Genomic DNA, 5,713 nt, shown 5'->3' on the forward strand with positions numbered 1-5,713 from the left:
TTTGAGGAACTTCGTTACGGTGACGCGCTGCTTGGCCTTGTCCTGCTCGCGGTAATCGCTGCATGAGGTGTCACCGCCTTGGTTGACTGCTTCTTCGACGTCATTGCATCCGGCAAGCAAACCCGTCGCCAACGCTGCGCTCGCGAGAACCAAGGTCGGTACAACCACTCTGATCGCCATCGTTTCCTCCTTGCTCTGTTGGGTCTCCCATACCCGGATCCGCGGTTGTCCAAGCAGACAGGTCATCGAAGAGTAACTCCACGTTTAGCGAGCAATCGAGGGTGCTGACATGATCCGGGTTGTGCGCACTGCAGCGCCGTCGCACAGACATCACCGCTACCCGAGCGGGATCATTGACCACGCCGTCTGGTTGTACTTTCGGTTCGCACGCTCGTTCCGCGACGTGGAGGAACTCAAGCTCGAACGCGGCGTGGTCGTCTCGCACGAGACGATCCGGCGCTGGTGCAACAAGTTCGGGCAGGCGTACGCCAACCAGCTGCGCCGGCACCGGCTGTCCGCGGGCGAGTACCGCGGGGTGGTGGCCGATCGCTTCGCGGAGCGGCTCGAGGCCACCGGGAGCACTGTCGCCGCCTGAATCGGCCATCGCGACACCACCATTGCGTCAATCCACACCCGAATACGCTGTGCCACCGAACGAGTCGATTAACGTGACAACACCTCGCCGAGCACGGGCCGACCGGGTACCGGCCACTACGGGTGCGTGACACCCTGTTCTGACCGAGGCTGCCAGCGGGAGCTCTGCCCCACGGACCCTGCTCATCGGCGTCCGGCGGACGGGCTGGTCAGGACCGGTCGGCAGCTGGCGGGTGTTGCGGTATCTGCGGGGTGGATCGAAGCTGTTCGCGCAGCCGTGCCACGGTGTCTTCGAGTTCGAGGATGCGAGCCACCGCGGCCAGGTTGACGCCTTCGCCGGTGAGGGTGGTGATGCGGGCCAGGCGGGTGAGATCGGCGCCGCTGTAGCGGCGGGTGCCTCCAGCGCTGCGGGCGGGGGCGAGCAGGCCGTGCTGTTCATACAGGCGCAAGGTCTGAACACCGATCCCGGCCAGCTCCGCGGCCACCGAGATCGCATACACCCCCCGCCCGGCCGCCGGCAGGGACTCGTGTTGTAGATCCAACTGTTGCTCACCTCGCAATCGGTGTCTATCCAGATTATCTGATAGCACCTACTTGCACTCTCCTGGTTCGAGTGCTACATAATATCTATGTCAGGTAACACAGGTTATCTGACCGAGAATCGACCGAGATGGGAGTGAGTTGGAGGTGGCGACCATGCTGATGCGTACCGATCCGTTCCGGGATCTGGACCGTTTCACGCAGCAGGTATTCGGCACGGCGGCGCGGCCGGTGGCGATGCCGATCGACGCCTGGCGCGACGGCGATGAGTTTTTCGCCGAACTCGACCTGCCGGGCATCGACCCGGAGTCGCTGGATCTGGATGTCGAGCGCAACGTGGTGACCGTGCGCGCGTCGCGACCGGATCTGGACTCGAGTAGGTCGATGATCGCCGCGGAACGCACCCGTGGAGTGTTCAGCCGCCAGCTGCTCCTGGGGGAGAACCTCGACACCGATGCCATCCGCGCCGACTACCGCGACGGGGTGCTGCGGCTGGTCATCCCGGTGGCTGAGAAGGCCAAACCCCGCAAGATCGAGATCGCCCGCCACGACGACCATCAGGCCATCAACGCCTGAGGTGGGGGGAGGTCGACGATGCCTGCCTCGATCACCGACACCACGCCCGATCGCTGGTGTGAGGACGCCGAGCTGCTGGCACTGGATCCCGACTACGCCGACCTGATCGCCGAGATCGAGGCCGTCTTCACCGGGAAAGGTCCACCACCGCGACCGCCTGCTCGCCCCGACGGCGGCGAGCCCGACGGGTACCGGGCAGAAGACCGAACGCGGGCCCACCCGCTGCCCGCCCGGCCGGTGGCGACGCGATGGGCACCGACTCAGCGCAGCCCCCCCGTGGCGGCGGCGCGGCTGCGCTACCCCTGTTCGATCGCACAGTTTCCGAAGCGAGGTGATGCGCAATCGACAGATTCCCGACATCGACTCTTCCAATGAGCTGAACAAGTTTCCCTTCGGTCCCGGTGGCCGGGCAGCTGCCCGGCCACCGATTCCATCCCGTACCAGTCTGTTTCGAGGAGGACCGCCATGACCGTGCTACCGACCGCGTCCGAGGCCGACCGCGTCGAACAGGACACCTTCGCCGACGACGCCGACCGCGACCTGGGCCCGGACTTCGACGCCATGCAGGCAGGTTCGCCCGGCCCGGCCGGGCTCGACTCCGCTGATCCGGCCGACCGTTTCGAGCAAGCATGGAGCACCCCCTATGCCGACGACGACGACCTCGCACTGGCTTACTGACCGGCACAACACCGACCCCGCCGCCGATCCCGTCCATCGCGGCGCACCCACCCCGGCATGGACACCCGGGCAGGTCGACTGGTTCGACGCACAGAAAGGCTTCGGGTTCCTGCGCCCCGACCGGGGCGGAGCCCCGGTGTTCTGTGACTACACCGCCATCGAAGCCCCCGGCTACAAAACCCTGCACCCCGGCCAGCGGGTCGTGTTCACCACCACCGACACCGGCCGCGGCCCCGAAGCCACCCGGGTACTGACCTACGACCAGACCATCACCGAAGCAGAAGCAGTCGGGCGACCAGGGTTACAGCCGCGATGCCGAAGCCACACCGCCTGAACCGCACCGCCACGTCCTGCCAGGAGAGTTCCATGCCCCAATACGCCACCCCCACCGCGGAACCCGCCGATGCCGGTGTCGTCTACTGGCCCCAGCCCAGCCCCCTCGACGACTGGTGGACCGAAATAATGGACGGCGCCACACCTGCACGGGCCCGCGACACCGTCCCCGGCCAACACCTGCACAACTCGCCGACATCGCCGACGCACCGGAGCCCAACGTGAGCACCGCACTGGCCCTCGCCCTCGCCGCGGCCGCAGTGCCGCTCTACATGCAATCTGTTGTGAGGATCCGACGGGGTGACGTTGATCGAGTCCGCAGGAAAACTGTAGTCCGAGTTCGCCGATAGATCACGACCTCGATGCTCTGGGGGTTCGTAAACGGAACGTCTGTCCGCTCCCGTAGTCATCGCAGCTTAGTTCGTCCGCGGTCGCCGGAATACTCGCTGCAAGCCGATTGCCGGCGAGCTCGCTCTCGTAGAGCAGCTTGTGCCGTGTCGAGCCCGACCGCCAGGGGATGGTGCGCGACACCGTCAGTCGGCTTGGTCCAGCAGTCCGTCGAGGGCCGCGACCGAGGATGCCGGTCCGCGAGTGAAGACGTCGAGGTGGAAATCGGGATCGCGATAGCTTGCAAGGGGGGACAGTCCCGCGGTCGAGTGTGCGATGCGGTGCACTTGTGCGCCGGTGAGTGGGTAGTCGGGTGCGGGGTGCTGCCAGTGCACGCAGAGCAGGTGTCCGCCCGGGTCGAGGTGGTCGACGATGGTGTCGAGGCTGGCCTGCAGCGCCTCGGCCTGCAGGTAGTACCCGACCTCGCTGAGCACGACGAGGTCGAAGCGTCCCAGTCGTGCCCACGGCGAACCGAGTGCCCACCGGCGACACTGCACCGTGCCCAGCCCTGGCGTGCTGGCGACGCGCTGCTCGGTCACCCCGAGTGCGGACTCGACCACATCGGTGGCGATCAGTTCGTCGCAGCGGGCGGCCAGCATCGCAGTGAGTACCCCGACCGAGCATCCCGGTTCCAGGACGCGGCGATACCGTTGCTGCGGCAACGACGCCACGGTGAGCGCATACTTGCGGCGCTCGTACCAGCGGTCCTGCAATCCCCACGGGTCGCTTGCGGTTCGGTACAACCGCTCGAAGTATCCGTCCGGGAGGCGGGAAGTGTTCATACGAACAGTGTTTCGCTGGTGCGCCGCCAATGCGCGAGGACATGTTCGCCGAGCACGGGCGGATGGTCGGGGTCACCGGGCGGGGATTCGGTCTGGCTACGAAAGTGGCCGATGGCTGCCGACTTGGTGCGGTGGCAGTGCGGCGACAACCGGACAGATCGGGCGCGGGTCCACGGCACCGTAGGATCGCCCGGCACCGCCCAATGCCACATCCATAGCGGGAATTCGAGCAGCCGGCCACCGGCCGATGCGCAGGCCGCCGCGGCGGCGCGGCCGGTTGCGTCGTGGTCGGGGTGCCCGTCGCGGCGCCACGTGGTCGCACACCACACGCCGTCACCGAGATCGGTCAGCAGGCCCGCGATCGCCGCAGTGAGCGCGGACTCGTGGGCGGTGACCGCGCCGTCGGGCAGGCCGAGCCGGATCGGGGTCGTCGTCACCCCCAGCGTCGCGAGCGCGCGGCGGGTCTCTTCGATGCGCTGGGCTGCAAGAACTTTCGGAGTCCACGAGGGGTGTCGCGGATGCGAGGCCTCTCCGTCGGTGACCGCGACCGGCAGCACCGGGATGCCGCGCGCGCGGCAGGTCGCCATCAGTCCGCCGGCACCGAGGGTCTCATCGTCGGGGTGCGGCGCGACGACGACGAGGTGGTGGGGACGCTTCGCCGGATCGAATTCGGGGAATGTTGTGCCCCACACCTGCCAGTCGTGCTCGGCGGTGCCGGGCCGATCCGGCGGGGTACGTTGCAGCGGGCTCACCACGGTTGGGCCCGCCGGGCGACATCGCGGCCGAGGTCGGCGAGGTCGGACTCGGCGTGGCTCTGCCGCAGGTACACGGTGAGATCGGCGACCCGGCGGGCGTGAGCGTTGTCGTTGCACAGCGGTCCGGCGCCGAGGGCGCGGCCGACCCGGGCGAGCACCGCGGTCGCCGCGTCCTCGACGACGGCGCGGGTCCCTCGCGCGTGCAGGCGGGCGAGGCCCTCGCGATCGAGCGGGTCGGCGTCGATCCGCTCGGCGGCATGCCGCAACGCCTCGCGCGCCGCGAGCAGCGCCGCCGACACCGCGCCGAGATGGGCAACCGAGTGCTCGTCGGCGCGACCGTCGCGGACGCGCCGGTGCAGCGGGCCGGCGACACCGCAGGCGGCGCCGTACCAGCATGCCGCGACCCCGATCGCGCCGTGCCAGAATCCCGGCCGGGTGAGGTAGTCACCCGGTGCACCGACCGCGACCGCTGGAACGCCCGTCGAAATCGACTGCACCGGAGTCGCTTGCCGCCATACCGACGGCGTGCCAGGTCCCTGGTACCGCGCGGATCCCGGGGTCCGCGAGGTCGATCGCGAAGAGTGCACGCTCGGCTCCGACTCGGGCGGTGACCAGCGCACGGTCGCATATCGATGCGCCCGAACACCAAGGTTTGCGGCCGTCGAGTCGGTAGCCGTGACCGTCGGGCACGGCCTGCAGCACCGGTTGTGGCGGTTCGGCAGCCCACACGCCCCAAACGTCACCTCTCTCGGGGCGGGGACCGGACAGTTCGTGCAGGATGGCGACCGCATCGCAGTGGGCCTCGGCGAGTCTGCCGACGACGGTGTCGCATCGGGTGATCGCGGCCAGCGTTTGCCACCGCTGCCAGGTCCGCCCCGTCCCGGGCAGCGGCGGGTCGAGATCGCCCGCCGCGACGAGGTTGTGCAACCGCTCGCCCGGGGCGTTCACCACGAATCCATCTCACGTGCGTGACGGACACCGGTCGTGGCGTGCTGGGTTCGTAGATGGTCCGCGAACCCGTGGGGGGCTCGCCCGCGCAACCGCGCCGACGTCGCCACGGCCAGGTCG

8 protein-coding genes and 3 pseudogenes are annotated in these 5,713 nt (G+C 68.5%); 6 read left to right on the forward strand and 5 right to left on the reverse strand.

Features of this window, described 5'->3' with window-relative positions:
- Window positions 1-180 (reverse strand): annotated as a pseudogene (locus A8G08_RS07195) (hypothetical protein); the annotation flags it as partial.
- 109 nt (window positions 181-289) lie between these two features.
- On the opposite strand from A8G08_RS07195, the pseudogene A8G08_RS07200 reads away from it, so the two are divergent.
- Window positions 290-517, forward strand: a pseudogene (locus tag A8G08_RS07200) (IS6 family transposase); the annotation flags it as partial.
- Window positions 518-803: 286 nt separating this feature from the next.
- Here the strand turns inward: A8G08_RS07200 and A8G08_RS07205 are convergent.
- Window positions 804-1,136, reverse strand: coding sequence for a MerR family transcriptional regulator (locus tag A8G08_RS07205; protein WP_068272073.1), 333 nt, complete (start codon window positions 1,134-1,136; stop codon window positions 804-806).
- Window positions 1,137-1,275: 139 nt separating this feature from the next.
- Here A8G08_RS07205 and A8G08_RS07210 point away from each other — a divergent pair, with 139 nt between their 5' ends.
- The 5 genes from A8G08_RS07210 (at window position 1,276) to A8G08_RS27040 (ending at window position 2,946) form a co-directional block, all read left to right on the forward strand.
- Complete coding sequence (locus A8G08_RS07210) at window positions 1,276-1,710, forward strand: Hsp20/alpha crystallin family protein (RefSeq protein ID WP_068272076.1); 435 nt, start codon at window positions 1,276-1,278, stop codon at window positions 1,708-1,710.
- 18 nt (window positions 1,711-1,728) lie between these two features.
- A complete protein-coding gene (locus A8G08_RS07215) occupies window positions 1,729-2,085 on the forward strand; it encodes a hypothetical protein (RefSeq protein WP_068272079.1) in 357 nt (118 codons plus the stop codon).
- 90 nt (window positions 2,086-2,175) lie between these two features.
- Entirely contained in the window at window positions 2,176-2,388 is a 213-nt protein-coding gene (locus tag A8G08_RS07220; RefSeq protein WP_068272083.1) for a hypothetical protein, read from the forward strand.
- Window positions 2,354-2,722 (forward strand): cold-shock protein, encoded by a 369-nt coding sequence (locus A8G08_RS07225; protein WP_068272086.1) that lies wholly within the window; start codon window positions 2,354-2,356, stop codon window positions 2,720-2,722. Before A8G08_RS07220 ends, A8G08_RS07225 begins: the two co-directional genes overlap by 35 nt.
- A gap of 32 nt (window positions 2,723-2,754) precedes the next feature.
- A complete protein-coding gene (locus A8G08_RS27040; RefSeq protein ID WP_169823276.1) occupies window positions 2,755-2,946 on the forward strand; it encodes a hypothetical protein in 192 nt (63 codons plus the stop codon).
- A gap of 308 nt (window positions 2,947-3,254) precedes the next feature.
- Here A8G08_RS27040 and A8G08_RS07230 read toward each other — a convergent pair whose 3' ends face one another.
- From A8G08_RS07230 to A8G08_RS07240, 3 genes and pseudogenes are all read right to left on the reverse strand, one after another.
- A complete protein-coding gene (locus tag A8G08_RS07230) occupies window positions 3,255-3,890 on the reverse strand; it encodes an SAM-dependent methyltransferase (RefSeq protein WP_068272089.1) in 636 nt (211 codons plus the stop codon).
- The gene (locus tag A8G08_RS07235; protein ID WP_245672711.1) at window positions 3,887-4,642 is read right to left on the reverse strand and encodes a PIG-L deacetylase family protein; all 756 of its coding nucleotides are present in this window, start codon (window positions 4,640-4,642) and stop codon (window positions 3,887-3,889) included. The genes A8G08_RS07230 and A8G08_RS07235 overlap by 4 nt, the downstream gene beginning before the upstream one ends.
- Window positions 4,639-5,593, reverse strand: a pseudogene (locus A8G08_RS07240) (acyl-CoA dehydrogenase). Before A8G08_RS07240 ends, A8G08_RS07235 begins: the two are co-directional and overlap by 4 nt.
- Window positions 5,594-5,713 lie beyond the last annotated feature (120 nt).

Source organism: Aldersonia kunmingensis, assembly GCF_001646865.1.
GTDB classification, from domain to species: Bacteria; Actinomycetota; Actinomycetes; order Mycobacteriales; family Mycobacteriaceae; genus Aldersonia; species Aldersonia kunmingensis.

Coding starts and splice junctions, on each gene's coding strand:
- A8G08_RS07220 (WP_068272083.1), top strand. CDS start 2,176: ATGACCGTGCTACCGACCGCGTCCGAGGCCGACCGCGTCGAACAGGAC.
- A8G08_RS07215 (WP_068272079.1), top strand. CDS start 1,729: ATGCCTGCCTCGATCACCGACACCACGCCCGATCGCTGGTGTGAGGAC.
- A8G08_RS07230 (WP_068272089.1), bottom strand. CDS start 3,890: ATGAACACTTCCCGCCTCCCGGACGGATACTTCGAGCGGTTGTACCGA.
- A8G08_RS07225 (WP_068272086.1), top strand. CDS start 2,354: ATGCCGACGACGACGACCTCGCACTGGCTTACTGACCGGCACAACACC.
- A8G08_RS27040 (WP_169823276.1), top strand. CDS start 2,755: ATGCCCCAATACGCCACCCCCACCGCGGAACCCGCCGATGCCGGTGTC.